This window comes from Pseudomonas baltica (assembly GCF_031880315.1).
Taxonomy (GTDB): domain Bacteria; phylum Pseudomonadota; class Gammaproteobacteria; order Pseudomonadales; family Pseudomonadaceae; genus Aquipseudomonas.
Genome location: NZ_CP134771.1, coordinates 5849660 through 5875431, shown reverse-complemented (window position 1 = coordinate 5875431; position 25772 = coordinate 5849660). Strand labels below are relative to the sequence as shown.

The window sequence follows — 25772 nt, the reverse complement described above, 5'->3', positions numbered from 1 at the left end:
GGCTGTCGACCTCCTGTCTTACAACGAAATGAAAAAGCCGACGATGGCCGCGCTCATCAAATTCGACAAGGTACCGCCGATCATCGCCCGCAACCCCAGGCGTGCCAGCTCGTGACGGCGCTGCGGGGCGATACCACTGAGGCCGGCCAGTTGAATGGCGATCGACGACAGATTGGCGAACCCGCACAGGGCAAAGGTGACGATGACCTGGGTGTGTACCGACAACACCGATACACCGGCAGCGCTGGCCTTTTCGGGGGTGAGGTAATTGGCCAGATCCGCATAGGCGACGAATTCGTTGAGGGTCAGCTTCTCGCCGATGAATCCACCCGCCAGTACCGCTTCGTGCCAGGGCACACCGATCAGAAAAGCCACCGGCGCGAGCAGGTAGCCGAGGATCAACTGCAAGGTCAATTGCGGGTAGCCCAACCAGCCGCCGGCCCAGCCCAGCAAGCCGTTGAGCAATGCGATCAAGCCGATGAAGGCGATCAGCATCGCTCCCACCGCCATGGCCAGGCGCAAGCCGACCTGTGCCCCTTCGGCGGCGGCGTCGACGATGTTGGCCGGGCGGTTTTCCGGGTCCTTGAGCTCTTCGAGCATCATGTCGTCGTTGACCACTTCGGTCTCCGGCTCCATCAGCTTGGCCATCAGCAAGGCCCCCGGTGCGGACATGAAGCACGCAGCGATCAGGTATTTGAGTTCAACCCCCATGCCCGCATAGCCCAACAGCACGGAGCCGGCCACGGCAGCAAAACCACCGACCATCACCGCGAACAATTCGGAGCGCGTCATCCTCGCGATAAAGGGCCGTACCACCAGCGGTACTTCGGACTGGCCGACGAAAATCGCCGAGGTCACCACCATCGATTCGACGCGGCTGGTGCCCAGCAACCAGCGCAGCACGCCACCCAACAGGCGGATTACCCAGCCCATCACGCCGATGTAGTACAGCACCGAGATGAAGCTGCCGAAGAACACCAGCATCGGCAGCACGCGGATGGCAAAGACGAAACCGCCGCTGCCGAACAGCTCGAACATGTGCGGCGAACCGAGGCCGCCGAACATGAAGGCGATGCCTTTGTCGGCGTACAGCTGCAAGGACGCCACCGCGCCCGACAACGAACCGAGCGCCTCTTGCCCCCAGGGCACGTACAGGGCAAAGGCGCCGATGAGTACCTGCAAGGCCAGGGCGACAGACACCGTGCGCCACTTGATGGCGCGACGCTGGGTGGACAACAGGATGGCGACGAGCACAAGGACCGCCATGCCGACAAGACTGATCATGCAGTTATCTCCGAACCCCCGAAGGGTGATTGCGTGGCGTGGCTCAGAAGGCGTCGAATGCGCCGGGCAGCAGTTGGTCGAGCGTCCAGACGCGGGTAGCCGCCGGATCACTGCCCGCGCAGATGATCACGGCGTCAGGCGCCATCAGCTCCAGCAACACCTGACGACAGGCACCGCAAGGGCTGATCAGCGCCACGTTGGGCGCATACACCGCCATCGCCTTGAAGCTGCGCGGCGGCAAACCATGGCTGATGGCCGCGAACAGCGCCGAGCGCTCGGCGCAGTTGGTCAGCCCGTAGGAGATGTTTTCGACGTTGCAGCCATGAATGATCGCGCCCTCGGCGGTCAGCAGCGCGGCGCCCACGGGGAACTTCGAATAGGGCGAATAGGTGTGTTGCGCGGCGGCCTTGGCCTCGGCCAACAGGTCGTCATGATCACAGGTTTCAGTCATCGGATTTATCATGTGCTCGTTAATAAGGGAGTGCCGCCAGTTCAGAACTGATAGCCAACGCCGAAATAGTAACCCCAACCGTTGGAACGTGCCTCAAACGGCCCATCACCAAAATCAAGTTGGCTGCCGTCTTTCCAGTTACCCCCATTATGGAAGTAGCGGCCAACTGCCATGAAGCGCATATGGGTAAATGAATAAAGCAGAACGTTAGTGGCCACTGTTGCATTGGCGGTGCGCGGCGAACCGGGCTCGTCGTGCAGGTCCGAACCGAAATCGAAGTTGGTGAAGCCTACATAGGTGAGCGACGCGCCGTTGGAATATTTGCCCAGAGGCAATATGTATTTCAGTTGCGCCCGATAGCCATCCCAGGAGTTTTCGTTGGACGCACCGTAGTTCTCCCACTGACGACGGGCATAGAAGTTGGCCGACAGATTGACCGGGCTGTGGGTGTCGATATCGGTACCCAGGCCGGTATACAGGGTGTTTGCCCGCCCGGCCTTGTTGTGGCCCATGTCGTAGATCCAGTCGAAGGCGATGTAGAACTCCTTGAACAGGCCGAAACCGAGCTTGCGACCGACCAACTCGTCGATGGAAATACGCGGCTCGTGCTCCATGAAGATCGGCGAGCCCTTGTCCCACGCGCCGCTGTCGTTGCTGTTGCCAATGCCGAGGATCTTTGGCGCGTCGATGTAGCCGTACAGTTCGAACGGGCCCTTGCGGCCGAAATACTCGTATTCAAGGTAGATGTCATCGGACGGTCGCGGGCCGTAACTGATGTCCTTGCTGCCGATCAGGGTGAAGTTCTGGTTATACCAAGGGGCTGCTTTCTGGTTGGTATTGGCCGGCGCGACTTCATAACTCAAGTCTTCGCCCTGAGCACTGTCGACGCCCTTTGCCGGCGCTGTGGCGGCCCAGCAGGAAACGCTGCCGGTCAGGCCCAAGGCAGCGATACCGAGGGTATTCGACACTATTGTTCGCCGACGTGAAACTGCATGACGCACTGCTCTGGTATTCACTATGAAGCTCCTTGGCACGCACTTGCCCGACCGCCTGCAGCGCCCGGGCACAGTTGTACCCTGACCTGTCTGGCCCGTCGGCGGATTGATCTATCGATTGCTCATTGTTCGAAGAGCAGCAGGGAGATATTCGACGTTGCGTCGAACTAATACATTATTCGCGGCATCAATCCGATCCTTTTCAGAAACTTCCTACAGATATTCACTCATTGAATACCGGCCCATTTAGCGGATGTCTCTAAAGCAGAATGCATGCCATTCATGGCTTGCCCAGTATTTGCGGGAGCTTGAGTGATCGGTCAGGTTTTTTCTGACCATTTGATCTACTTCGGAGCACCTGGTTTGTGCGGGGTGCGCGGTTTTGGCGCAATCGCAGGCATGGCACAATGCCGCTTCTGTAACCGGGTGTTGCAGATTCGCCAGCGTGGCCAATACTTGACGGCTCGGACAACTTGTTGGCCTGCATCCTGCTACGTCCGTAAGCCCTGCTAGCGACTGCGCTTTGCCCTTGTGCAGTCAGCATGCAGGTCATCCCATCATTTGGCATGGAGCTTCTATGTTCGTTTGTTCTCGTCTCGCGGCCACTATCGGCCTCACCGTCGCCGCCCTCGGCGCCAGCACCGCCTGGGCCGCCACAGCGCCCGCTGCCCCGGTAACCCCGAAAGTCATGCTGATCACCATGTTCGCCCCCGAGGCACAGAACTGGATCGATCGCCTCAAACTCACTCAGGAGATCAAGGTGCCGGGCCTGTCGGCCGAATATCCGGCGGTGCGCTGCAACGCGCAACAGGTGTGCCTGATGGTCACCGGCATGGGTCAGACCAACGCTGCGGCCTCCACCTTGGCGCTCGGCCTGTCCAGCCAATTCGACCTGCGCAAGACCTACTTCGTGGTCGCCGGCATCGCTGGCATCAACCCGCACCACGGCACGATCGGTACTGCGGCCTGGGCGCACTATCTGGTGGAATTCGGCACGCAGTGGGAAATCGATTCACGCGATGCGCCCAAGAACTGGCCGACCGGCTATATCGGCATCAACACCAAAGGCCCCAACGAGAAACCGCCGCTGGACTACAAGACCGAAGTCTTCGAGCTCAATCCGGTCCTGCAGGCCAAGGCCCTGGCGCTGTCCAAGGACGTGGTGTTGAGCGAGAGCAAGGAATCCAGCGCCTGGCGCCAGCACTACCCCTATGCACCGGCCAATCAGGCACCCAAGGTCACTCAGTGCGACACCCTGGCGGGCAACACCTGGTTTTCAGGCACGCGGCTGAGCGAGCGGGCCGAGGTGTGGACCAAGTTGCTGACCGATAACAAGGGCACGTACTGCACCACCCAGCAGGAAGACAACTCCACCTACGAGGCCCTGCTGCGCGCCAGTAGCGCCGGCAAGGTCGACATCTCGCGCTTGGCGGTGGTGCGCGCGGGCTCGGATTTCGATCGGCCGTATCCTGGGTACAGCGAAGTAGACAACCTGCTCAAGTACGCCGATCAGGGCGGCTTCGTGCCGGCGCTCGAGAACCTGTACCGCGCGGGCAATCCGCTGGTGCAGAACATCGTCGAGCATTGGGGCGAGTGGGAGAAAGGCGTGCCGGCCAGCTGAGTGCGACGCCGCAGCTTGTGATCGAGATCAACCGCTAAACCACCGTTGATCGACTATCCGGGCCCGATCAATCAGCAGACGCCGGGAGTGAAGCGTCTGCTGTTGGAGGGCGCGCTGTAGCGGTCATTTACGGGCGGCGCGAACAGCGTTGCGCTCCTGCTCCAGCGCATATCGACGGCAATGCTCTAGATAGCCCTTCTCGTGATCACCGACCAACTGCACCACGCTGGACCACAGCCATGAGGGTGCATCGAGTGTATGCGAACGGTTGAGCTGCAGGTCTTTTATCCATGACGAACGCGTGGCCAGGTCCATTTGCCGCGCGTGTGCCAGGCCGACCACGCGGGCGAGGTAGCCGGCGGCGGACATTGCCTCGCGCTGGCTCAGTTGATCGAGTTCAAGCTTCAAGTCCTGAGGCAACAATTCGCGAATGAAAAAGCCGTGGTCGAGCATGCGCGCGGCGATCATCCGGTCACCCAGCCCCGGCGATAAAGCGCGAGCGCCCTCCACCACCCGCTGACCGTTGTCACGTGGCATTTTCGCCCTCGGCACCCGCGGCGCTGCGGCGCGTACAGCTTCCTTGATATCCACCAGGCAGTAATCCACGTCGTCGCCCTTGCCCACAGCGAGCAGCGCCGCATACCGGAGCAGCCCCAGTGAACTGCAACCTTTGACCCAATAAGCAGCGTCGAGCAACTCGACGTCGTCATCCCGCGAGCGGCCCTTGAGGGCGGTCACCAGGCTGTGCATTTCAGACGTATCGCACAGCGTAGCCACGGCACTGCGCTCGGCCTTTGACAACGACCAGAAATGCTTGCCCAACGGAATCGTGGGCCGCGTGTCCTCGATACGTTCCTGGGCCAGGTGCTTCCAGGTCCGCGCCACTGCGCTACGCATGCCGGCCTTTACCTGGGCAGGTCTGGGCGGTTCGTCATCGCTATCGCCCTCGAAAGCCTGCTCGTAGCCGCGCATCATTTCTTCGAGCATCTGCGCGGTGGCGACGCCAGGAAGGTCCGATCCGCGGGCTGCGGTGGCGAGGGACAAGGCCAAGCGCACCAGGTCGTGGGCCGGGTTGCCGATGACCGTCTGATCGAGGTCGCGAATGTGAATGTCGGTTTTGCCTTTCAAGTCGCCGGTAGGGCCGAGGTTGCCGGCATGGCAGTCGCCACAGATCCACACGGCAGGGCCGCTGGGCAGACGGCGCCCGACTTGAGTGTGCAGCCACTCGTAGAACTGCACGGTGCTGCCGCGCACGTACGCATGTGCGGAACGAGCCATTTTGAGGTTACGCAGATTGTTGAGTACATCGAGACGCGCGGCGGGACGGGGCGTTTTCATTCAGGCAGTCTTAAAAGTGTGAGCGGTTGACCCACCGCCACGCGAATGTTTCAAAACATTTCAGATATCCTCAAATATCTGAAGGCGTAACCCCCATGAACGCCCCGAGGTTGCCCATTTGCGCGCGCGCCATCTGCGGGCCGGTCTGGATCAGCGCGCCACGTGCCTGCGCCTGCTGCAAGAATGGCGTGACCGCAGGTGAGGTCACCACATCGGCCACCAGGCACCCGGGCGTCAGCGTCTCGAGCATGGCGTCTGGCAGCGGCAGTTCGTCGGTGGCCCGCATGCCGAGCGGCGAGGCATTGGCGACCAGCGCAAAGCCTGCGAGCGAGCGGTATGCCAGGCCGATACGCACCGCCGGGAAGGCATTGTGCAGCACGTCGGCAAGGCCCCTGGCACGGCCGCTGTCGAGGTCGGTGAGCACCAATTCGCTGAGGCCTGCTTCGCACAGGGAGCAAGCGATCGCGCTGCCCACCCCACCCGCGCCAAGTACCAGGGCTCGCTGACCATGGGGCTCGAAGCCCTGTTGCCGCGCGGCAGTCAAAAACCCTTCGCCATCGACGTTGTCGCCCAGCAAGGTGCCGTCCGCCTCGCGCCTGATCACATTGACCGAGCGCAGCAGCGTGGCACGGGCGCTGAGGTGATCCAGATACTGAGTCACCACCTGCTTGTACGGAACGGTGATCACGCAACCACGCATGTTTTGCCAGCCGCGCAGGCAGTCGAGGAATGCGCGGATGGCGTCGGCGCGCACATCGATGGGGATCATGGTCAGATCCAGGCCGTTATCCTGGAACCAGGTATTGAAATTGACCGGGGATTTGACCTGGGCAATGGGCGAACCGACGATCGCCACCAGCTGCGTTGCGCCACCGACCATGGGGGCCTCCGACGTTGTTATTGATGTTATCGGGGTGGAGCGCCAGCTTCGGCCATCAGCGTCGATGACGCCGACGCTCCTGGAGCTCTTGAGGAATGCGCCGGTGTTGCTCTTTCAGCTCACCGATGAGGTTAGCAATGGCGCGGCTCGATGCCAGCTTGTTCGCCGCTATTTCACCCACCGTCAGATCGATCTTGCCGTTCCTGGGGTTGATGAAATGCACGGTCATGGTGCCTTTGGAGTCTATTTCGCACCTGCATTTGCTGGGCAGAAAGGCTGATTCCAGCAGGTGTCGCAGCTGTAGATGAGAAAGCATGATGTACCCCGAACGTCATGTGATTATTGTTGTTGACCTTGGCAGCCGTCGTTGCAGCATAGCGTGGAGATAGGCACACGGTGGCTCAATAGAGCACCTTGCCAGCCTCACGCATGAAGATTTCCACCGTCTTGGGCCCAATGCCCTTGAACGCTTGCAGGCGCTGCTCGAACTCATGACGGTCGGTGCTTTGCGCGTGGAGGGTGGTGACCTTGCCGCCATACTCGTCATGGAGTTTGTTGGCGAGCAGCACCAGGCGTTCGGCGGTGGATTCGTCATAACGTGAATACCGCGCCTCACCCAGCATCGCTACCAGTTCGCGGTGGCTGCAATGGGCCAATTTGCGCGGCGTATCGCGCTGATGCTTGACTACGATCACCCGATAAGCCTCGGCGGCGATGCTGGCGCTGATGCGTTTGCCCATGAGGAAACTGGCGAGCAGCCATTTGAACAGCCCGGCTTCATCGCCATGCTCGAGGGCAATATCGAGATCATGGGCAGTGATGGTTTTGCTCAAGGTGGTGCTCTCCCTGCGACCCAGGTCTGGTCAACATATGGAGACAAGCGCGAGCCCGAACGTTCAACCGAGGATGTTCGGGCGCCTTCCCTACCCCTAGACTGCCTCACCTATCGGCTGCGGCTTGTTGCGCCGCCCAGCGCAAATCCACCACAGCAGGCAGGTCAACAGCACCGAAGCGATCGCCGGTGCTCCGTATGGCGCGCCGATGTTCAACCAGCGATAAACAAAAGCGGCCGCTCCATCAGCCTTTCGTACCGAGCCTCAACGGCAAGCCCTTTAGGATGTCCTGCAATCACAACAAAAAAGGACATCCGCTATGCGCTTGGGTTGGTACTCGGCACTCACGCCGACGGAAAAACGCACCTACTGGGCGTGCTTCGGTGGCTTCACCCTCGATTCCATGGACTCGACCATCTACGCACTGATGATGCCGGTGTTGATGACCGTGCTTGCCCTGACCAAGTCGGATGCGGGGTTACTAGGATCGGTGTCGTTGATCGGCAGTGCCTTGGGCGGTTGGGGTGCAGGTTTGCTCGCCGACCGCTATGGGCGCATCAAGGTGATGCAGGGCACGGTGCTTTGGGTGGCGGCGTTTACCTGCCTGGCGGGCCTGTGCAGCAGCTTCTGGGAATTCCTGCCGGTGCGCTTCCTGCAGGGCATCGGTTACGGCGGTGAGGCCGTGGTCGGCGCGGTGCTGATCAGCGAAGCCATCACCCCGGCGCTGCGCGGTCGTGTGGCGGCATCGGTGCAGAGTGGCTATGCCGTCGGCTACGCGATTTCGCTCACGTTGATGCCCGTGGTTTTCGCCTGGCTGCCCGAACACATCGCCTGGCGCGCGTTCTTCGCCATCGGCCTGCTACCGGCTTTCCTGATCTGGTTCATCCGTCGCCTGGTGCCAGAGTCCGCAGCCTTCACCCAAGCCGCCAGTCAGCCACGCAAGAAACTCGACATCAAGGAAATATTCGGCGCGCAACATCGGCGGGTCACGCTGATCAGTACGGTGCTGGCCAGCGGTATCTTCGGTGGCGCCTACATCATGATCACCTGGCTGCCCACCTATATGCGCATGGTGCTCAACCTTCCGGTGGCCTCGACCTCCGGTTATCTCGCGGTGAATATCATCGGCTCGCTGCTGGGGCCGTTCGTGTATGGGCGTATCAGTGACCATATCAGCCGCGGCAAGGCGTTCCTGCTGTTTCTGCTTTGCCAGGCCTGCGTGGTTTCGGTCTATACGTTTGCGCCGATCAATATGACCGTCACCCTAGGCCTGGGGCTGTTGCTCGGTGCGTTTCAAGGTGGCTTGGCATCCGGGCTGCCAGTCGCGTTCGCTGAGCTCTACCCCACCCGCATCCGCGCCAATGGAGCAGGCTTTTGCACCAGCTTCGGCCGCGGTTTCGGCTCGATCATGCCGGCGGCGGTGGGCTTCGCTTCGACCGCAATGGGTTTGCCGACGGCCATGGGAGTGTTCGCGATCAGCTCCTATGCGATCGCATTCGTTGCGGCGCTGTGCCTGCCCGATGCGACCGGTGCGGATATGACTGAAGAGCATCCGCAGGGTGTCAGGCATGGCGGTGAGTCGGCGAATAGTTCGGCGGCAGGGCATGTTGGGCAAACGCCTTAGGATCGGCTCGGGTGTTTGCCTGCCTCTGCGGCCGCTGGTGCAAATGGGGCCTGAATGGGGGGTTGGTCGGTAAGCTGCGGTTGGGCACGTGTGGGCTGGAGATTGGGAGTGGCCCTTTGCTGCGGGCCTGTGCGGCTCGCCCTGCCCATTGGCCCTTCGCCTAGGCTCAGGGTACCCGCGTTCCGGCACCTGAAGAGAGGGCGCGGCGCAATGGGCCATCCCTGGCCCAACGCGCCTGACCCGGCATCCTGCCGGGATCGCCCTCTCTTCAGGTGCCGGAACGCGGCCTGCTGGAGGGGCGGCCGCACAGGCCCGCAGCAAAGGACCAGTCGAAATTTAAGTGCCCCCCAAAAAGAGCTTTTTTTGAGTAACAACACAAATATCACTGTTCTGCTTTCGAGCCGGCCTTGGGGTCGCGGCCCCCTTCCAGCAGGCCGCGTGGAGGTACGCTTGCGCAGGGATGGCCGGCATGGATGCCGGCCAAGCCCCGTTGGGCCATGGAAGGCCCATCGGGGCGTGCCCTGCGCAAGCGTGCCGGAGCGCGGGAACCCCGAGCGTCAGCGAGGGGCCAATGGCGGGGGGCAGCGACCCCAAGGCCGGCTCGAAAGCAGAACCCCCGCAATCCAATAGCCTCAAACTGACCACCCAATCACTGCGCATGCTTGCGATCAAACTCCCAAACCGCCGGAAACCCCATCAACTCGCACATCTTCTCGAACGAATAAAGCTCATCCAGATGCCCCACCGTCCCCTTGCGCGCACGCAATTCGCCATAGACTTCATGCAGCGCCTTCGCCACCGCCAGGAACCCCGACGCCGGATAAATGGCCAGCGAGAAACCCAGACGTTGCAGCTCGGCCGGCGGCAGTTGCGGTGTACGCCCGCCTTCCACCACATTGACCAGCAACGGCACATCGAAGCGTTTACCAATGGCTTCGAGCTCTTGCTCGGACTCCGGCGACTCGAGAAACAGCACATCGGCGCCTGCCTCCAAATACGCATCGCAGCGGCGCATCGCTTCGTCCAGACCCAATGAAGTGCGCGCATCGGTACGCGCGACGATCAACATGTCCGGGTCTTGCCGCGCTTCGACCGCGACGCGAATCTTCTGCACCATATCGCTCTGGGCGATCACTCGGCGCCCCGGCGTATGGCCGCATTTTTTCGGAAATTCCTGGTCCTCGAGCTGGATGCCCGCCGCCCCTGCCCGCTCATAGCCGCGTACGGTATGAGCGACGTTCAACAGCCCGCCATAACCGGTATCGGCATCGCAGATGATCGGCGTACGGCTGGCCGCGCAGAACGCCGTCACCCGGTTGAGCATGTCGGTGTAAGTGGCGAGGCCCGCATCGGCTTCGCCCAGATAGGACGCCACCGTGCCGAAGCCGGTCATGTACAGGCAGTCGAAGCCAAGGCTGTCGGCCATGCGCACCGAAATCAGATCGAACACGCCCGGTGCGACTACCAACTCGTCGCCGGCCAGCTTGGCTTTCAATTGCTTTCTCAAGGATGAACTCATGACAGATCTCACTCAGTGATGAAGGTCTTTGGTGACGCCCAGTGCGCGCTCGACGCGAGTCCGCTCAGGCACCTGCACCGCAATGTCTTCAAGGGATCGACGATTGGTTTCAACGCCGAAGAAAAACAGCACCACGGCCATGACCAGCAAGGCGCTGATGATCACCAGCAGCACGTTTTCGATATTGCCCAGCGCATACACGGCAACCACGATCTGCGGCGCCACGATGCCAGCAATACGCCCCGCCGCGCCGGCCACACCACTGCCGCGCATCCGATTTTCGGTGGCGAACAATTCCGGAATATAGGTGGCGATGCCCAACGCAACCAGCAGATAGGTCAAGGTGAACAGCACGAAGCCCAGACTCACGGCCATGCTGATACTGGTGGACTGGCCGTAGAACCAGCCCACCACCGCAGCCGCGATGGAGATGACGATGATGCCGTTCTTGCGCCCGATGCGATCGGCCAACAGCGCTCCGACCAAGGCGCCTGCCGGCCCACCCAAAGACATCAGCGCGGTGTAGCCCAGCGAGGCCTTGAGGTCGATACCCTGGTGCAGCAGGAAGGTCGGCACCCAGACGATAAAGCCATAGATGACGATATTGATCGCCACCTGAATGCAGATGGCGATCCAGGTCCGGCGCCGCAACGCCCGCCCGAACAACTCGCTCATCCGCGTCTTGCGCACTGGCGCGACATAGTTCTCGGTGATCGGCGGCAAGGCGCGACCCTGGGCCGTCTCGGCTTCTATCTCTTCGAGGATCGCGTTGGCCTCACTCAAGCGCCCCTTGGACTCCAGCCAGCGCGGCGACTCGGGCATCTTTTTGCGCAGCACCCAGATCACCAGCGCACCGATCCCGACGATAGCGAACATCGCGCGCCAACCGAGGGTCGGGATCAGCAGGAAACCAATGAAGGTCGAAAAGAACAGCCCCGCGTTAGTGATCAGCGACAGATACGCCGACCATTTACCCCGCACCGCCGGCGGGATGAACTCGCCGATCGAGCCGTAGCCGACGACAATCTCAGCGCCCAGCCCGAGGCCCATGATGAAGCGGCACGCGATCAACCACTCCATGTTCGGCGCGAAAGCACCGGCCAGGGACGCGAGGCCGAAAATCGCCAGGTTGAACTGATAGGTGAACTTGCGCCCTTTGGCGTCGCCCAGGATACCGGCGGCGATGGCACCGATCAGCATGCCGATGAAGGTCGACGACAAAAACGCCGCGTTGAGCAGCAACGACGACCACCCGCTGCGCGCCAGCTCGCCGAGCACCCCGCCCGCCAGATACAGATCGAAAGAGTCGAGGAACATGCCCCCACCGATCAACCAGAGAATGCGCCGATGGAAGCTCGACGTGGGTAGCCGATCCAGCCGCGCACCTGCATTTACCGTGCTTGTCATGATGCAGTCTCCTGCCGTTCTTATTGTTGTTGTGTCCCACTGAGGGGCAGCCGATGCCGGTCCTTTTCGGCGCAGTACTGATAGGCGATACAACCGCGCGCCCGCACGTTTTTAGTCAGGGGTCTGATCGATCAAAGCGTGGTCGAGTCTGGCCAACAGCGAGGTCTGCGCCGCGAGAATGTGACAGCGCATCGCCGCCTCGGCCCAGGCCGGATTTCTCGCCCTCACCGCCTGCACGATCTCGATGTGCTGCCCCGCACTGCGCTCGCGGTCGGTATCGCGGTAGCTGGCATAGGTCCACTTGATCAGCGGCACCTCCTTCATCGATTGCAGCGACTGCGCCAAGCGGCTGTTGCCTGCGGCGGCGGTGAGGATGTCGTGAAAGCGCTTGTTAGTGTCGAACCAGCTGTCGGTGGGCTCGGCATCCAGGCCCCGGCTGGCGATCACGCGGGTGCGCTCGGCCAGCTCATCGAGTTCGGCGATCTGCTCCGGCGTGACACGCAATGCGGCCTGGCCGACCAGGTAGGGTTCGATCAACAGGCGGGCTTCGAAAATTTCCTCGACATCGCGGGTCGACCAACGCCGGACCCTCGCGCCGCGGTTGGGCAAGACTTCAAGCCAGCCTTCGGCTTCGAGGCGGCGGATGGCTTCGCGCACCGGGGTGCGGCTGACGCCCAAGTCTTCGGCGATGCGCGATTCACGGAGGAATTCGCCGGGCACATAACGGGCGTCGCTGATGGCTTGCTTGATCAGAGAATAGGGATCATCGCTGGGAACGAGGGTAAGGTGCGAAGCAGGCATCGTATACAACCTTCCGGTTAAATCCGGTTTTTTATTGCTTTAGACGTGAATCAAACCATAGGTTGTATGCAACTTAAGGTCAAGGCAGCGAAATCGTTTCACCGCCCTGCGGATAAAAAACAGTGAGCACCATCAATGGACATGCTCATTCACGCCACGTCACCAACCCCGTGCGTCACCCCCAACAACTGCAACGGCTCGACCTGCGCCGCCTCAGCAAAGACAAAATTATCCGCCGTCAGATGCGCCTTCAAATCTCCCGCCAACCGCACCTCGAACAAGCGCCCCTGCCCATCCGCATCCAGATCGCGCAAAAACGTCCGGCCAGAGTCCTGCACCAATTTCAACGTCTCCCCATGCCCATCCCCCAGCCCGGTATAGCCCAACGCCGAGAAATCCAGCCGGTCGTTGTAAACCGAGAAGCCGTTGATGGTGTCGGCGAACACCGAGCTGCCCTGGCGAAAGCTGTCGCTGACGTTCGTATAGGCAAAGGTATCGTTGCCCGTGTCGCCGTTCATCACATCCGCGCCGCCACCGCCGACCAACGTATCGTCGCCGACGCCGCCGCTGAGCCGGTCATTGCCATCACCGCCGCGGATCCAGTTGTCGGTCGAATCGCCAATCAGGGTATCGGCGCCGCCAGTGCCGTAAACATTGTGATCGAGCCAGCTCGGCAGCACGCTGGGGGTGTTGCCCAAGGGCTGGGCGAAGAGAATGCTGTCCTGGGACAGCTCGAACTGATGATCCCCCGCCAGCAGTATCTCGAAATGCTTCCCCTGGGCATTTTGCTCCAGCGACTTGAGCACTGTCTGCTCGCCATCGGCACTGACGCTGACCTTGAGCGTATGCCCATGACCGTCGCTCAGACCGGTGAAGCCCAGCGCTGAAACGTCGAGCTGATCGCCCAGGCTGGCGTCAAAGTCCATCACCATGTCCCGCCCCGCAGTACCGCCGGCTGCATTCGATCGCAGGCTGTCGCTCAACTCGCGATAGACAAAAGTATCGGCCCCCGCGCCACCCTCCAGGCGGTCGCCACCGCCGTCGCCAAACAACCTGTCGTCGCCGCCCAGGCCGTACAGCGTGTCGCGTGCACCGCCGCCGTAGAGGGAGTCGGCGAGTGCCGAGCCGCTCAGCGAATCGGCTGCCGCCGTGCCTTCACCGAGCTGCTGCAGATTGGCCACGGTAAAGTCGCGGTGGTCGCCGAGCAGCACCGCCTCGAAACGATTGCCCGCCGCGTCCGCATCCAGATGCTTGAGGTAGGTACGATCCAGCGCCGCGTTGTAACTCAGCAGCAGCGTGTCGCCATGGCCGTTGCCCAACGTGCTGAAACCCAAGGCGCAGAGGTCCAGGCGATCGCTGGTGGCGTCAAAGTCAGTGATGCGGTCGGCGTAGCTATGGGCCGCATCGCGGTAGCTGTCGGCCAGGGTGTCGAAGCGCACCACATCGGCGCCAGCACCGGTGGTCAGCCGATCCACGCCGCCGCCGCCATCGAGCACATCGGCGCCCGCGCTGGCATTGAGCGTATCGTTGCCATCACCGGCGACGAGTTGGTCGCGTGCCACGCTGCCGTTCATGACGTCGGCGTGATCGGTGCCATACAGGCGCACGAACGCGACATTGTTGCTTTTGACGCTGTGCTCGCCGACCACCACGATCGGCAGGACCGTCTGGCTGACGATGTTGTCGGCGACGGTGTTGTAGTCGCCCGTGTCGATCCCCACGGTGATGCCGTAATAGCTGTTGTGCCCGCCCGTCACCACATTGTGGGTGGCCGACACGTTGTTCGCCGTGGTGGCGGGGCTGCCGGTCCAGCCGCTGATGTCGATTTCGGAATACGAAAACTCGTCGTAGTCGTTGCCGAACACGTGGTTCTGAGTGATGACCCCGTCGCTGCTGGCATCGCTGAGGATGCCGTTGTAGAGGTTGCTGTGCAGGTCCATCGCGCTGATCTGAAAACCATGGACCAGCACTGCGTCGACACCGTTACCGTTGTTGCCCGCGGCGCTGCCGCCATCGATCACGATACGGCTGGTGCCGGCACTGCTGCTGTCGCCTTCGCGCAGCACGAAGCCGTCGTTGCCATTGGTGAGGGCGTCGCTGTCGAGTACCGTCAGTTCACCGCCGAGGTCGAAGCCTGCGTCCCCGTTACTCTGGGCCAGCGAATCATGGATGTAGCTATTGGCCTGGCCGTCGGCGTGGAACCCGGCAATACCATTGAACCGCGCAACGCTGTCGCTCACGCTGAATTGATGCCCCACGCTGCGCAGGTTGAAACCATCGCCACTGGCGTTGACCACTTCTACGGCGCTCAGGGTGACGTCGTCGCTGGTGCCACTGACCCAACCCTGCACCGTACCGCTGTTGCCGGCCCGATTGCCGTCGATGGTCAAGCTGCTCGCGCCAATGGAATCACCGTCACCGCGCACCACCGAGGTCGCCCCGGTCGAGCCGTCGGCCAGTTTGAGCACCGTCTGGCCGATGCCGTCGCCGGTCAGCGAGGTGAAGTCCTTGAGCTGCAAGACACTGCCTGCGGCGGTGGAACTGAGCGTGTAGGTGCCGCTGGACAGATACACCTGCCCACCACCGTCTGCCGCCGCTGCATCGATGGCCGCCTGGATGGCCGCCGTGTCGTCGGTGCTGCCGTCGCCTTTGGCGCCGTAGTCTTTTACGTTGTAGATAGCCATGCGGGTCTCCTTCCCGCACGGTGCTCTGATAGGGGTGGAGGCGAACGGTGGGCGGGTGATTCAGGCTAGTTCAGTCTTGGGGTGTGCTGGGGATGGGGGCCCGCGATGTGATAGACGGTCTGCCCGACCTCACCCCACCGGCCCCATATTCGCCAAAATCAACAACGCCCCCATCACCGTGATCGCCCCCCCGATCCGCGTCGATATCTGCGCATACGGCAGCAGCTGCATCCGGTTCGCCGCCGTCAAAATCGCGATATCCCCCGTCCCGCCCAACCCGCTGTGGCAGCCATTCACAATCGCCGTATCGATCGGATACAGGTTCAACCGTCGCGCCACCACCAACCCCGTCAGCACCAAGGTCAACACCGTGGTCGCAATGGTCAGCACATTGCCGATATGCAGTGCGGCCGTCAGCTCGCTCCAGTGCGTCACGGCAATCGAGTTGGCGAACAGCAGCGGATAGGTCACGCACGTGGTGAAGAACTGAAACAACAACCGCGCACCGGTTTCCAGCCGTGCCGGAATCACGTTGGCCAGCTTCAGCAGCACCGCCAAAAACAACATGCACACCGGCCCCGGCAGGCCGAACAGCGCATGCAGCAGCACACCGGCCAGGTAGAGGGTGATGGCACACATGCCGGCGGCGATCACTTGGTTGATGGTCTGGCCGTCGAACTGGATTTTCACCGGTTGGTCGGCAACCGCGTCATCCGAGATCTCGGCCATCTGCAAGCGGCCGTTCCCGGTCAGCGAGGGATAGCGCTTGCCCAAAAGGTCCAGCGCACCGCAGGCGAGGATCGCACACAGGTTGCCGAGCAAAATGATCGGCAGCAACTGCGCGAGAATCTTGCCCGAGTCCATGCCGAGGATTTCGCCGTAGCCGACCGATAGCGGAATCGCGCCCTCGCCGAGCCCGCCACCCATGACCGGCACGATCACGAAAAACAATACCTGGCGCAACGGCAATCCACACAACAGCCCAACCGCGACACCGGCGATCAGGGCCAGCACCGAACCCAGCAGCAACGGCACGAAAATCTTCGCGAAGCCTTTGACGATGAGGTTGCGGTCCATGGTGAAAATGCTGCCCACCACCACCGCCGAGACGAACAGGTAGATGAAGTTGCTCTGTTTGGTAAAGGACGTTACCGGCGCGATGATCTCTTGCGGCACCCAGCCCAGGCTCACGAGGTATGAGGGCAGGAACGCCGAGACGATGGCCGCGCCGCCGATCTTGCCGATAAACGGCAGGCGCTTGCCGAGCTCGCCGCAGGTGGCGCCACCCAAGCCGATGATGGCGATCATGGTCGGCAGATCGGGCTTGAGTTCATGCTCGATCAGCAGACCGACCACCAGGGCGACTAGCACCAGGTAGACCGGCACCGGAATGAAGCTGATGCGGATATTCATCAGCCGCTCGAACAGCGACGCCTGCGGTGGCGCGGCGGCCAGGGTGTCGACGTTATGCATGGGAACCTCATCTTATTGTTGTAGAAGGTGTCGGCAGCGTTTCAGTGCGTCAGCAGCCCCGCCTGTCGCGCTTGGGCCAGGAGCATCTCGGCGCGGCGCACGAACGGCGCATCGACCATCTGGCCATCGACCTGGTAGGCCCCCACCCCCGCACGCGCAGCGTCACCCGCAGCGGCAACGATGCGCTGCGCCTTGGCGATTTCATCTCGATTGGGCACGAAGGCTTCATTGGCCAGGGCGATTTGTGAAGGATGAATGCACGACTTGCCGGCAAATCCCAGGCGTCGGGCGTAAACCGCTTCGTCGCGATAGCCCTCGGGGCGGTTGATGGCTGCATAGGCTGCGTCATAGGCAGCTACCCCGGCCTCACCGGCGGCCAGACGCACGCTGAGCTGGATCTGCTGAATGACGTTGACCGCATGCCGATCGATACCCAGCGGTTCCAGCAGATCAGCAAAGCCCAGTTGCAAGCCCATGACCCGCGGATGCGCGGCAGCGATGGCGGCGGCCTGGCGCAGGCCACGGGGCGATTCGATATTGGCCAGGATAGTCAGCGGTACCCGGCGCCCGGCGCGCTGTTCAAGCTGCTGCAAGGTGTCGGCCAGGCGCAGGATCTGCTCGGGGTCTTCGGCCTTGGGCAGATTGATGATCTGCACATGAGTGGCGACCAGCGCCTTGAGGTCGGCCAGGTAGTGGATCGAGTCTTGCGCGTTGATGCGTACCAGCAGTTGCTTGCTCGCACTCGGCGGCTGGCTCAGGTAGCTGGCCAGTTGCGCCCGAGCATCGGCCTTGGCGCTTTCGGCCACGGCGTCTTCGAGATCGAAGCTGATGCCATCGGCGGCCGAGGCCATGGCCTTGGGGAACAGCTCGGGGCGTGAGCCCGGGACGAACAATTTACTGCGCATGGGGCACCTGTGTTTTCGACGGTGCGGGCTGAAGCCAGCGTGCACCGCGCCTGGCGATGGGCATTGCGCTCCCATACCCGGCATTGTTATTGGAAACCCCGGAGGTGGCTCCGGTGGCAGGGGCCATAGTGCAAAAGGTTAAAAGTTAGTTAAAGTGCTTATCTCTAGGTTCAGAATCCAGAATTTATTCACTATGGACACACGCTATCTCGACAGCTTCCTGCACGTAGCGCAGCTCGGCTCCACCGCTGCCGCCGCGCGCAAGCTAAACCTCACCCCCACCGCGGTGGCCCAGCGCGTCAAGGCGCTGGAGCACGAAGTCGGGCAGACCTTGCTCAGCCGCGCCGGACGCACCATGCAGCTCACCGCCGCCGGCGCCGCGCTGCTCGGTCCGGCCGCCGACCTGCTGCAGCGCACCCGCGACCTGCGCGCCATCGCCGCGTTGGACAGCGTGGTCGGCGAGCTGCGCATTGGCTGCATCAGTTCGGCCATGGCCTATGTGGTGCCCGGCGTGCTGGCGAATCTGATCGACAACTACGAGCACCTGCACCCGCATGTCGAGCCTGCGGTCTCGACCGAGCTGTACCGCAAGGTGCTGGCGGGCGACATCGATATCGCCCTCTTGGTGCTGCCGCAATTCGACCTGCCCAAGGAGTTCATCTGGCGGCCGCTGCGCAATGAACCGTTCGTGGTGCTGGCCCCGCAGGCACTGGCGCAACAGGCCGCCCATGAGGTGCTGCGCAGCGAGCCGTTCATTCGTTATCACCGCAGTTCCTGGGGCGGGGTGATGGCCGACCGTTACCTGTTGCAGAACGGCATCCAGCCCCGCGAACGCTTCGAGATCGACACACTGGACGCCATTGCTGCCATGGTCCGCGGGCAACTGGGCGTGTCGCTGGTGCCGCAATGGCGGCCGCTGCATGGCCAGCTCGATGGTCTGGCACAGATCGCCCTGCCCGGCACTGGCCTGCATCGCCCGATCGGGCTGGTGTGGAAACGCAATTCAGCCAAGGAGCGCTTGATCGAGGTGTTCTGCGAGGTGCTGTTCGCCGAGTCAACGACAAAATAAGTCCATTTTTTATGGACTCTCAAACCACTAAAAAACGTTTTTAATTCCCTATTGCCCCTCACAGAATGAACCGACGTAGCGCCGCGACCACCCGTTGAAGCGCGGATAACAAGATCGGAGAATCTCCATGCCTTCTGCTGTTCAACCCGCATCCGGCCCTCTGGCCGGCATCACCGTTCTTGACCTCAGCGCCTACATCGCCGGCCCCTATGGCTGCTCGCTGCTGGCCGACCAAGGCGCCCGGGTGATCAAGGTCGAGCCGCCCAGTGGCGACAATCTGCGTAAATACCCGTCGACCCTGAGCAGCGAAAGCCGTGCCTTTTTGGGCGTCAACCGCAGCAAGGACGGCGTCGCGCTGGACCTCAAGACCGCCGGCGGTCTGCAGGCGTTGCTGACCCTGGTGCGCGAAGCCGACGTGCTGGTGCACAATTTTCGCCCCGGCGTGCCCCAGCGGCTAGGCATCGGTTATGCCGAGTTGCAGACCCTCAACCCACGGCTGATCTATTGCGCGGTCACCGGCTATGGCGAAAAAGGCCCGCTCAAGGCCAAGGCCGGCTACGACCAGGTGCTGCAGACCATGACCGGCATGTGCGTGGCCCAGGCCAAGCCTGGCGGCGCGCCCGAAGTGCTGTACGGCTCGGTGGTGGATTACTATGCGGCAGCGATGGTCGCCAGCGGCGTAGCCTCGGCCTTGTACGAGCGCGAGCGCACCGGGCTGGGCCAGGAAGTCGGCGTATCGTTACTGCGCAGTGCCTTGGCGATGCAATCGGCGCGGCTGGTGTGGGCCGACGACGAACCCCGCGAGCTCGACCGAGACATGCGCTCGGGGGGCATCACCGGTATTCATCCGACCCGCGAAGGCCACCTGTACCTGTCGGCCAACACGCCGCACTTCTGGAAGGCGCTGTGCGAGAAAACCGGCCTGGCGCACCTTGCGTCCGACGAGCGCTTCGACACGGTGCGCAAGCGTGCTGAACAGCATCAGGTGATCGTCCCGCAGTTGCACGAGGCTCTGCAGCAACACAGCGCCCTGGAATGGGAGCAGGTCTTCGGCGAGGCGGTACCCTGTGCCGCCGCGCGCCGGGTCGACGACATGTTCGACGACCCACAGTGCCTGGCCGAAGAGCTGATCGGCGAGTTCGAGCATCCGGTGGTGGGCCGTTATCGAGGCTTCACCCGGGCCATCGACTTCGGTCGCACCCCTGGGCCAAAGCCGTTTGCCGCGCCGGTGTTCGGCGCCGACTCGGATCGGGTGATGGCCGAATACGGCTTCAATGCCGAACAGATCGACGTGCTGCGGGCTAACGGCGCGCTGCTCTGATTCACCCCTCGTCCGATCCAATGCTGTCACCGCCAGGGCGACCTGGCTTGCCCTCACAAACACAATAAAAGGGATAACCCTATGCACAGCACCGCCCCCTTGGGCCTCTCTGGAGGCCATCGAACCTTGCGCACACGCTTTACCGAAAGCACCATCGCGCTGTTTGAGCGGACCATCCCCGACCCCTTCGTGCTTGCCATGTTCATCACCTTCGTGGTCGCCGCCGTGGCCTGGATGGTAGCGCCTAACTTCAGCCTCGATGCCCTGCTCAGCGGCTGGTACAAGGGCTTCTTCAACATCTTCACCTTTGCCCTGCAGATCACCCTGGTGCTGGTACTGGGCAACGCCATGGCCCATGCGCCGGTGGTGCAGCGCTTCTTCACTCGGGTGATTGCGTTTGCACGCACACCAGCACAGGCAGGGGCGATGATCTTCCTCTGTGTGGCCATCACCTCGTTCTTCAACTGGGGCTTCGGTCTGGTGCTCAGCGCCCTGCTCGCCCGGGAAATCGCCAAGCGCATGCGCGTCGACTTCGCCTGGCTGGTGGCGGCCGGGTTCTCCGGCTGGGTGGTCTGGGCAGGCGGCCTGTCGAGCTCCATCGTGCTGGCGCAAACCAGCCCCGGCAACCCGATGAACGTCGTGGAGAAGGTCAGCGGCCAGGTGCTGAGCATCAACGAGATGGTATTCACCGCGTTCAACATGGTGCCGACCCTGGCGCTGCTGGTGATCATGCCCTTCGTGCTCGCCGCCCTGCGCCCGCGTGACGAAGACGCTGTGGTGCTAGACACCAGCCGCTATCCCGACCCTGTCCCTAGCGTCAAACCCCAAGGGCCGCGCAGCTTCGCGCAGTTCCTCGAATACTCGCCACTGGGCAGCCTGCTCATGGGCGCGCTGGGCATCGGCGTGATCGCCGCGTCGTGGTTCGGCCATGTGCAGCTGTCGGGCGTCAATGGCGTGATCACCGTGATGTTCACCGCTGGCGTGCTGCTGCATGGCTACCCGCTGGCCTATGCCGACGCGGTCAAGGGCGCGGCGCGGCAAAGCGGCTCGATGCTCCTGCAATACCCGCTGTACGGCGGCATCATGGGCATGATGGAAGCCACCGGGCTGCCGGGGGTGATCGCCAAAGGCTTCGTGGCGATCTCCACCGCGCACACCCTGCCGTTCTGGAGCTACGTGTGCTCGTTGCTGGTGACTTTCTTGATCCCCAGCGGTGGCGGGCACTGGGCCGTGCAAGGGCCGTTCGCGATCCCGGCGGCCATGACCCTGCACGCCTCGTTGCCAGCCACTACCATGGCCGTGGCCATGGGCGAGCAGGTGTCGAACATGATGCAGCCGTTCTGGGCCGCGCCGGTGGTCGCCATGGCCGGGGTCGGCGTGCAGCGGGTGCTGGGCTTCACCTTCGTGACTTTTCTGGTGGCGGCGTTTGCCTATGGTGCAGCGTTACTGCTGTTGGTCTAAGGCTTTCAAACGGGAACACAGTGATGACCACGATCCACTGGCCAATGCCGGCAAACGCCTGCGACGCGCATCTGCATATCAACGATCCACGCTTTGCCCCGTCACCGACGGGCAGTGGCGGCCGCACCCTGGATGACTATCGCCGGGTGCAGCAGCATCTGGGTCTGCAACGAGCGGTCATCGTGCAGTCGAAACTCTACGGCACTGATAACCGCTGCCTGCTCGATGCCCTCCATCAGTTGACCGGCCAGGGCCGGGGTATCGCGGTGGTCGCGCCTTCGATCAGTGACGATGAGCTCCAGAGCCTGCACGAAGGCGGCGTGCGCGGCCTGCGCTTCAGCCTGTGGAAGGCGGCCGACCAGGTGGTGCACGTCGAGGATATCGCCGCGCTGGCAGCGCGCGTCGCCCAATGGGGCTGGCACATACAGATCCACATGGCCGCCGAGCAAATCCTCGACCAGCAGGCGTTACTGGCGAATCTTCCGGTGCCGATCGTGTTCGATCACCTCGGCCGCCTGCCGCCGGGCAGCGCCGCCAGCCATCCGGCATTCAGATTCATCGCCGGTTTGATCGAGGCTGATCGGGCCTGGGTCAAGCTCAGTGGCGCCTACCTGAATACCGCGATCGGCGGCCCGGATTATCCCGACGCCTCGCTGATCGCCAAGGCCTTTGCGCAGTGCGCGCCCCAGCGGCTCGTATGGGGCAGCGACTGGCCGCACGTGACCGAAGCCCATGCGCCGGATGATGCGCGCTTGCTGGAATTACTCGGGGAATGGACGGGCAGTGAAGCCGCGCGCGACGCCGTGCTGGTCGACAATCCAGCGCGGCTGTATGGCTTCGACTGATTGATCCGTGGCTGCGACTGACTTCGCTACAGACCAAAGTGACCAAAGCGCCCGGCGAAGCCTTTGGCCAGCGGATACGCCAGATCGCCATGTTTGCTGGTCCGCAACCCCAACTCGACCAACATCTCGGCCAATTTGACCGCAGCGGCCACGCCATCGATCACCGGTAATCCGACGCGCTCACTCACCCGCGCCGGCAGATCGGCCATGCCGCCGCAGCCCAGCACGATCGCCCCCGCCCCTTCTTGATCCCGCACCAGCAGGGCCTGTTCGGCAATGCGCTCGACCAGTAGGTCCTCGCCCAACGCTTCGAGTTCCAGCACCGCGATATCGACACAGCGCACCGACGTGCAGTGCTCGGTCATGCCGTAATTGCGCAGCAGGTGCTCGGCGATGATCCGCGTGCGCGTCAGGGTCGTCACCACGGCAAAGCGCGTGCAGATCAGGCTGGCGACATGGAACGCTGCTTCGGCGATGCCGATCACCGGGCCGCGCGCCAGCTCTCTGGCAGCCAACAGGCCGGGGTCGCCGAAGCAGGCGATCACGTGGGCATCGATACCCGCCGCCACGCCTTTGCGCACCTCCTCCAGCACGCCGACCGCAGCGATGGCTTCGTCGAAATGCCCTTCGATGGAGGCCGGGCCGTCTTGCGGGCAGCACGCGATGATTTCAGTTTCAGGCCGCGCCACGGCCATGGCGGCGCGGCCGATACTGGTGGTCATGCTGCGGCTGGTGTTGGGGTTGATGACCTGAATTTTCATGGGCGGCCCGAGCGGTGAGTCAACGTTTGAAAAGGCTTTTGAAATCCGGCTCGGCCGGGGTTTTCGGGTCGATGTGCAAGCTGGCGCGGATGCTGGTCAGGTGCTCACCCATCCACTGCGCCGCCGCGCTGGCGTCGCCGCGCTCCAGCAACTCGACCAGTTCCAGATGATCGCCACAGTCGCACCCGACGCTGCGCCGCGAGCCGTAGACGGCGATGATCAGGGACGAACGGGTGGTCAGGCTGGCGACCTGCTCGCTGAACACCTGATTGTCGGCCAGCGCCACCAGCTGCACATGAAAACGCGCCGACAACTGGATCGCCCGGCTTTGCAGCCCTTGGCGTTGCGCCTGGTGTTCCTCATCCACCAGCGCGCGCAGTTGCTTGAGTTGCGCGGCGTCGGCATTGGCGACCACGGCGGGCATCACCGCCGGCTCGATCAGCTGGCGTGCGGCAAACACATCCTGAGCCTCCTTGGCGCTGGGCTGCGCCACTTCTGCACCGCGATGCAGGCGCAGCGTCACCATGCGCTCCAGCGCCAGGCGTTGCAGCACCTTGCGAATGCCCGTGCGGCTGACGTTGAAGGCCTCGGCAAGGGCGTCTTCCGGCAGCCGCACACCGGGCAACAGGCGATGCTCGACGATGGCGTCGAGGATCTCCTGGTAGATGTGCTCGTCGCGGCTCTGGCTGCCACGGCTGGGGGCGGGATCGATGGGAAACAGATGGGCGTTCATAGGTTCACTGAGGCGTGCTGTTGCGCTGATCGTATACAACTTCAATCCTATTTGCCATCACTAGAATCCAGTGCACCAGCGCTGCGCGTGGGCGCACTTATACGGGGCGAAACCCTAGTTTCATGGAATAGCCAAGTGATATTAACCGACGAAAAAACCGTTCTGCATCAACCCTCGCACCGGCTCGCCTACAAATGGCACGCATCCTGCGTAAAGCATCGTATACAACAAAGCCTCCGTCCGTATGCAATGCGCGGGGCGGCATCCATCCAGGAGAGTGCGTACGATGAATCCACAGCTTCCCAAGGGCTACAGCCCGCGCTTGTACAACGAAGACCTCGGCCCGGTGCAGCAGGACTGGAACTGGTACAACATCTTCGCCTTCTGGATGAGTGACGTGCACAGCGTCGGCGGTTACGTATTCGCCGCCAGCCTGTTCGCCCTCGGCCTCGCCAGCTGGCAGGTACTGATCGCCCTGATCGCCGGCATCTGCATCATCCAGGTGGTCGCCAATCTGCTGGCCAAACCCAGCCAACAGGCTGCGGTGCCGTATCCGGTGATCTGCCGCCTTACGTTCGGCGTGCTCGGCGCCAATATCCCTGCGGTGATTCGCGGGCTGATCGCCGTGGCCTGGTACGGTGTGCAAACGTACCTGGCGTCCAGCGCGCTGATCATCGTGGTGCTGCGCTTCTTCCCTTCGATGCAGCAGTACGCCGAGGTGTCCTTTGCCGGGCTGTCGTACCTGGGCTGGATGGGCTTTCTGGTGCTCTGGGTGGTGCAGGCAGCGGTGTTCTGGACTGGGATGAACTCGATCCGCCGCTTTATCGACTGGGCTGGCCCGGTGGTCTACGCGGTCATGTTTCTGCTGGCGGGCTGGATCGTCTGGAAGGCCGGCTGGAGCCACATCAGCTTCACCCTCTCGGAAAAATCCCTGGGCGGTTGGGAAGCCTTCGGCCAAGTCATCATGGCTACCGCCCTGGTGGTCTCCTACTTCTCGGGCCCGACCCTCAACTTCGGCGACTTCAGCCGCTATGCCCGCAGCATGGCCGACGTCAAGCGCGGCAACTTCTGGGGCTTACCGGTGAACTTTTTGGCGTTCTCCCTGGTGACCGTAGTGATCGTCTCGGGCACCCTGCCGGTGTTCGGCGAAATGCTCCACGACCCTATCGCCACCGTCGCCCGGATCGATAACAGCGTCGCGGTGCTGCTCGGCGCCTTTGCTTTCGTCACCGCCACCATCGGCATCAACATCGTCGCCAACTTCGTCTCCCCGGCCTTCGACTTTGCCAACTGCGCGCCGAGCAAGATCAGCTGGCGCGCCGGCGGGATGATCGCGGCGGTGGCCTCGATCTTCATCACGCCCTGGAATCTGTTCAACAACCCCGAGGTGATCCACTACACCCTGGACGTGCTGGCGGCCTTTATCGGCCCGCTGTTCGGGATTCTGCTGGTGGACTATTACGTGGTGAAAAAACAGCAGATCGATGTGGATGCGCTGTTCGATGATTCGCCGACCGGGCGGTATTGGTACACCCAAGGCTTCAACCCGACGGCGATCAAGGCGCTGATCGCGGCGACGGTGATCGGGATTGTGTTTACGTTTATTCCGTGGTTCAAGCCGGTTGCCAATTTTGCCTGGTTTACCGGGTGCTTTTTGGGTGGGGCATTTTATTGGGTGTTGGCGCGTCGAGAGGTGAAGCCGGTAGCAGCGCCGGCCATGGCCTAGCTTGAACTTGCACGCATTGCGCCCCGGCAGCAGGATCTCGA

At 62.5% G+C, this 25772-nt stretch carries 22 protein-coding genes; 7 read left to right on the top strand and 15 right to left on the bottom strand.

Annotation, left to right across the window (positions count from 1 at the left end; genetic code table 11):
• Window positions 1-18: 18 nt before the first annotated feature.
• From REH34_RS26775 to REH34_RS26765, 3 genes are read right to left on the bottom strand one after another with little or no spacing between them, the layout of a single operon-like run.
• Complete coding sequence (locus tag REH34_RS26775; protein WP_311969814.1) at window positions 19-1284, bottom strand: NupC/NupG family nucleoside CNT transporter; 1266 nt, start codon at window positions 1282-1284, stop codon at window positions 19-21.
• 43 nt (window positions 1285-1327) lie between these two features.
• Window positions 1328-1735 carry a cytidine deaminase gene (locus REH34_RS26770; protein ID WP_346015205.1) on the bottom strand — a complete coding sequence of 136 codons (408 nt, stop codon included), beginning with the start codon at window positions 1733-1735 and terminating at the stop codon, window positions 1328-1330.
• Window positions 1736-1776: 41 nt separating this feature from the next.
• Window positions 1777-2676 carry a nucleoside-specific channel-forming protein Tsx gene (locus tag REH34_RS26765; RefSeq protein WP_311972170.1) on the bottom strand — a complete coding sequence of 300 codons (900 nt, stop codon included), beginning with the start codon at window positions 2674-2676 and terminating at the stop codon, window positions 1777-1779.
• A 631-nt stretch (window positions 2677-3307) separates the two neighbouring features.
• Here REH34_RS26765 and REH34_RS26760 point away from each other — a divergent pair.
• Window positions 3308-4351: a purine nucleoside permease gene (locus REH34_RS26760; protein ID WP_226502107.1), complete on the top strand. Its 1044-nt coding sequence runs from the start codon at window positions 3308-3310 to the stop codon at window positions 4349-4351.
• 123 nt (window positions 4352-4474) lie between these two features.
• On the opposite strand, the gene REH34_RS26755 is transcribed toward REH34_RS26760, so the two are convergent.
• From REH34_RS26755 to REH34_RS26740, 4 genes are all read right to left on the bottom strand, one after another.
• Window positions 4475-5689: a DUF2252 family protein gene (locus tag REH34_RS26755; RefSeq protein WP_311969812.1), complete on the bottom strand. Its 1215-nt coding sequence runs from the start codon at window positions 5687-5689 to the stop codon at window positions 4475-4477.
• A 70-nt stretch (window positions 5690-5759) separates the two neighbouring features.
• Window positions 5760-6569, bottom strand: coding sequence for a shikimate dehydrogenase (locus tag REH34_RS26750; protein ID WP_226502105.1), 810 nt, complete (start codon window positions 6567-6569; stop codon window positions 5760-5762).
• A 55-nt stretch (window positions 6570-6624) separates the two neighbouring features.
• Window positions 6625-6885: a DUF1652 domain-containing protein gene (locus tag REH34_RS26745; RefSeq protein WP_226502104.1), complete on the bottom strand. Its 261-nt coding sequence runs from the start codon at window positions 6883-6885 to the stop codon at window positions 6625-6627.
• 85 nt (window positions 6886-6970) lie between these two features.
• Window positions 6971-7402, bottom strand: coding sequence for a DNA methylase (locus REH34_RS26740; protein ID WP_226502103.1), 432 nt, complete (start codon window positions 7400-7402; stop codon window positions 6971-6973).
• Between the two features lie 319 nt (window positions 7403-7721).
• Between REH34_RS26740 and REH34_RS26735 the strand changes: the two genes are divergently transcribed.
• A complete protein-coding gene (locus REH34_RS26735; protein WP_311969811.1) occupies window positions 7722-9026 on the top strand; it encodes an MFS transporter in 1305 nt (434 codons plus the stop codon).
• A gap of 649 nt (window positions 9027-9675) precedes the next feature.
• Here REH34_RS26735 and REH34_RS26730 read toward each other — a convergent pair.
• The 6 genes from REH34_RS26730 to REH34_RS26705 form a co-directional block, all read right to left on the bottom strand.
• Window positions 9676-10545, bottom strand: a complete 870-nt coding sequence (locus REH34_RS26730) for an oxaloacetate decarboxylase (protein WP_226502101.1) — start codon at window positions 10543-10545, stop codon at window positions 9676-9678.
• A 12-nt stretch (window positions 10546-10557) separates the two neighbouring features.
• Complete coding sequence (locus REH34_RS26725) at window positions 10558-11952, bottom strand: MFS transporter (RefSeq protein WP_311969810.1); 1395 nt, start codon at window positions 11950-11952, stop codon at window positions 10558-10560.
• A gap of 111 nt (window positions 11953-12063) precedes the next feature.
• On the bottom strand, window positions 12064-12753 hold the full coding sequence (locus tag REH34_RS26720) for a GntR family transcriptional regulator (protein WP_311969809.1): 690 nt from the start codon (window positions 12751-12753) through the stop codon (window positions 12064-12066).
• Window positions 12754-12902: 149 nt separating this feature from the next.
• Complete coding sequence (locus REH34_RS26715; RefSeq protein WP_311969808.1) at window positions 12903-15437, bottom strand: glycosyl hydrolase family 28-related protein; 2535 nt, start codon at window positions 15435-15437, stop codon at window positions 12903-12905.
• A 129-nt stretch (window positions 15438-15566) separates the two neighbouring features.
• Window positions 15567-16910, bottom strand: coding sequence for a 2-hydroxycarboxylate transporter family protein (locus REH34_RS26710; RefSeq protein ID WP_311969807.1), 1344 nt, complete (start codon window positions 16908-16910; stop codon window positions 15567-15569).
• A 41-nt stretch (window positions 16911-16951) separates the two neighbouring features.
• The gene (locus REH34_RS26705) at window positions 16952-17815 is read right to left on the bottom strand and encodes a CoA ester lyase (protein ID WP_311969806.1); all 864 of its coding nucleotides are present in this window, start codon (window positions 17813-17815) and stop codon (window positions 16952-16954) included.
• A gap of 193 nt (window positions 17816-18008) precedes the next feature.
• On the opposite strand from REH34_RS26705, the gene REH34_RS26700 reads away from it, so the two are divergent.
• From REH34_RS26700 to REH34_RS26685, 4 genes are all read left to right on the top strand, one after another.
• Window positions 18009-18884, top strand: a complete 876-nt coding sequence (locus tag REH34_RS26700) for a LysR family transcriptional regulator (protein WP_311969805.1) — start codon at window positions 18009-18011, stop codon at window positions 18882-18884.
• Window positions 18885-19011: 127 nt separating this feature from the next.
• On the top strand, window positions 19012-20205 hold the full coding sequence (locus REH34_RS26695) for a CoA transferase (RefSeq protein WP_311969804.1): 1194 nt from the start codon (window positions 19012-19014) through the stop codon (window positions 20203-20205).
• 81 nt (window positions 20206-20286) lie between these two features.
• Window positions 20287-21666: a TIGR00366 family protein gene (locus REH34_RS26690; RefSeq protein WP_226502093.1), complete on the top strand. Its 1380-nt coding sequence runs from the start codon at window positions 20287-20289 to the stop codon at window positions 21664-21666.
• 23 nt (window positions 21667-21689) lie between these two features.
• Window positions 21690-22511 (top strand): amidohydrolase, encoded by an 822-nt coding sequence (locus tag REH34_RS26685; RefSeq protein WP_226502092.1) that lies wholly within the window; start codon window positions 21690-21692, stop codon window positions 22509-22511.
• 26 nt (window positions 22512-22537) lie between these two features.
• Here REH34_RS26685 and REH34_RS26680 read toward each other — a convergent pair whose 3' ends face one another.
• Both REH34_RS26680 and REH34_RS26675 read right to left on the bottom strand, forming a co-directional pair.
• Window positions 22538-23272 (bottom strand): aspartate/glutamate racemase family protein, encoded by a 735-nt coding sequence (locus tag REH34_RS26680; RefSeq protein ID WP_311969803.1) that lies wholly within the window; start codon window positions 23270-23272, stop codon window positions 22538-22540.
• 19 nt (window positions 23273-23291) lie between these two features.
• The gene (locus tag REH34_RS26675) at window positions 23292-24005 is read right to left on the bottom strand and encodes a GntR family transcriptional regulator (RefSeq protein WP_311969802.1); all 714 of its coding nucleotides are present in this window, start codon (window positions 24003-24005) and stop codon (window positions 23292-23294) included.
• A gap of 286 nt (window positions 24006-24291) precedes the next feature.
• Between REH34_RS26675 and REH34_RS26670 the strand changes: the two genes are divergently transcribed.
• Window positions 24292-25731: an NCS1 family nucleobase:cation symporter-1 gene (locus REH34_RS26670; RefSeq protein WP_311969801.1), complete on the top strand. Its 1440-nt coding sequence runs from the start codon at window positions 24292-24294 to the stop codon at window positions 25729-25731.
• Window positions 25732-25772 lie beyond the last annotated feature (41 nt).

What these genes read in the sequence shown, in the direction of transcription:
- REH34_RS26775 (WP_311969814.1), bottom strand. Translation starts at nt 1,284, where the DNA reads ATGATCAGTCTTGTCGGCATGGCGGTCCTTGTGCTCGTCGCCATCCTG.
- REH34_RS26770 (WP_346015205.1), bottom strand. Translation starts at nt 1,735, where the DNA reads ATGACTGAAACCTGTGATCATGACGACCTGTTGGCCGAGGCCAAGGCC.
- REH34_RS26760 (WP_226502107.1), top strand. Translation starts at nt 3,308, where the DNA reads ATGTTCGTTTGTTCTCGTCTCGCGGCCACTATCGGCCTCACCGTCGCC.
- REH34_RS26755 (WP_311969812.1), bottom strand. Translation starts at nt 5,689, where the DNA reads ATGAAAACGCCCCGTCCCGCCGCGCGTCTCGATGTACTCAACAATCTG.
- REH34_RS26750 (WP_226502105.1), bottom strand. Translation starts at nt 6,569, where the DNA reads ATGGTCGGTGGCGCAACGCAGCTGGTGGCGATCGTCGGTTCGCCCATT.
- REH34_RS26745 (WP_226502104.1), bottom strand. Translation starts at nt 6,885, where the DNA reads ATGCTTTCTCATCTACAGCTGCGACACCTGCTGGAATCAGCCTTTCTG.
- REH34_RS26735 (WP_311969811.1), top strand. Translation starts at nt 7,722, where the DNA reads ATGCGCTTGGGTTGGTACTCGGCACTCACGCCGACGGAAAAACGCACC.
- REH34_RS26730 (WP_226502101.1), bottom strand. Translation starts at nt 10,545, where the DNA reads ATGAGTTCATCCTTGAGAAAGCAATTGAAAGCCAAGCTGGCCGGCGAC.
- REH34_RS26725 (WP_311969810.1), bottom strand. Translation starts at nt 11,952, where the DNA reads ATGACAAGCACGGTAAATGCAGGTGCGCGGCTGGATCGGCTACCCACG.
- REH34_RS26720 (WP_311969809.1), bottom strand. Translation starts at nt 12,753, where the DNA reads ATGCCTGCTTCGCACCTTACCCTCGTTCCCAGCGATGATCCCTATTCT.
- REH34_RS26715 (WP_311969808.1), bottom strand. Translation starts at nt 15,437, where the DNA reads ATGGCTATCTACAACGTAAAAGACTACGGCGCCAAAGGCGACGGCAGC.
- REH34_RS26710 (WP_311969807.1), bottom strand. Translation starts at nt 16,910, where the DNA reads ATGCATAACGTCGACACCCTGGCCGCCGCGCCACCGCAGGCGTCGCTG.
- REH34_RS26705 (WP_311969806.1), bottom strand. Translation starts at nt 17,815, where the DNA reads ATGCGCAGTAAATTGTTCGTCCCGGGCTCACGCCCCGAGCTGTTCCCC.
- REH34_RS26700 (WP_311969805.1), top strand. Translation starts at nt 18,009, where the DNA reads ATGGACACACGCTATCTCGACAGCTTCCTGCACGTAGCGCAGCTCGGC.
- REH34_RS26695 (WP_311969804.1), top strand. Translation starts at nt 19,012, where the DNA reads ATGCCTTCTGCTGTTCAACCCGCATCCGGCCCTCTGGCCGGCATCACC.
- REH34_RS26690 (WP_226502093.1), top strand. Translation starts at nt 20,287, where the DNA reads ATGCACAGCACCGCCCCCTTGGGCCTCTCTGGAGGCCATCGAACCTTG.
- REH34_RS26685 (WP_226502092.1), top strand. Translation starts at nt 21,690, where the DNA reads ATGACCACGATCCACTGGCCAATGCCGGCAAACGCCTGCGACGCGCAT.
- REH34_RS26680 (WP_311969803.1), bottom strand. Translation starts at nt 23,272, where the DNA reads ATGAAAATTCAGGTCATCAACCCCAACACCAGCCGCAGCATGACCACC.
- REH34_RS26675 (WP_311969802.1), bottom strand. Translation starts at nt 24,005, where the DNA reads ATGAACGCCCATCTGTTTCCCATCGATCCCGCCCCCAGCCGTGGCAGC.
- REH34_RS26670 (WP_311969801.1), top strand. Translation starts at nt 24,292, where the DNA reads ATGAATCCACAGCTTCCCAAGGGCTACAGCCCGCGCTTGTACAACGAA.